The 304-nt window shown below is 69.1% G+C and carries 1 protein-coding gene; it reads left to right on the forward strand.

From position 1 onward, the window contains the following. The coding region (locus IF89_RS40025; RefSeq protein ID WP_043195099.1) for an RHS repeat domain-containing protein at positions 1-304 on the forward strand (304 nt) is incomplete at both ends.

Genomic DNA, 304 nt, shown 5'->3' on the forward strand with positions numbered 1-304 from the left:
CAAGGACGGCGACACCGTCTCCACGACCGCGTATACCTACGACGGGGACACCGGGCTGCTGCTCTCCTCCGCGGTCACCGACGCCAGCGGGGCCACCACAGTCCGGCAGACGGAATACGACGGCCTGAACCGGGTCACCGGCATGTGGGAAGGCGCCCGCGACGACGCGGACGCCAAGAAGGCCACCCTCATCACCTATCGCTATGACGGCGAGGGCCGGCTGGTATCCGTCGCCTACCCCGACGGCAAGGCTGTCTCCCGCACCTACAACCAGCACGGGCAGCTGGAGACGGCCACCGACGCC

Source organism: Streptomyces sp. NRRL F-2664 (genome assembly GCF_000719345.1).
Taxonomy (GTDB): Bacteria; Actinomycetota; Actinomycetes; order Streptomycetales; family Streptomycetaceae; genus Streptomyces.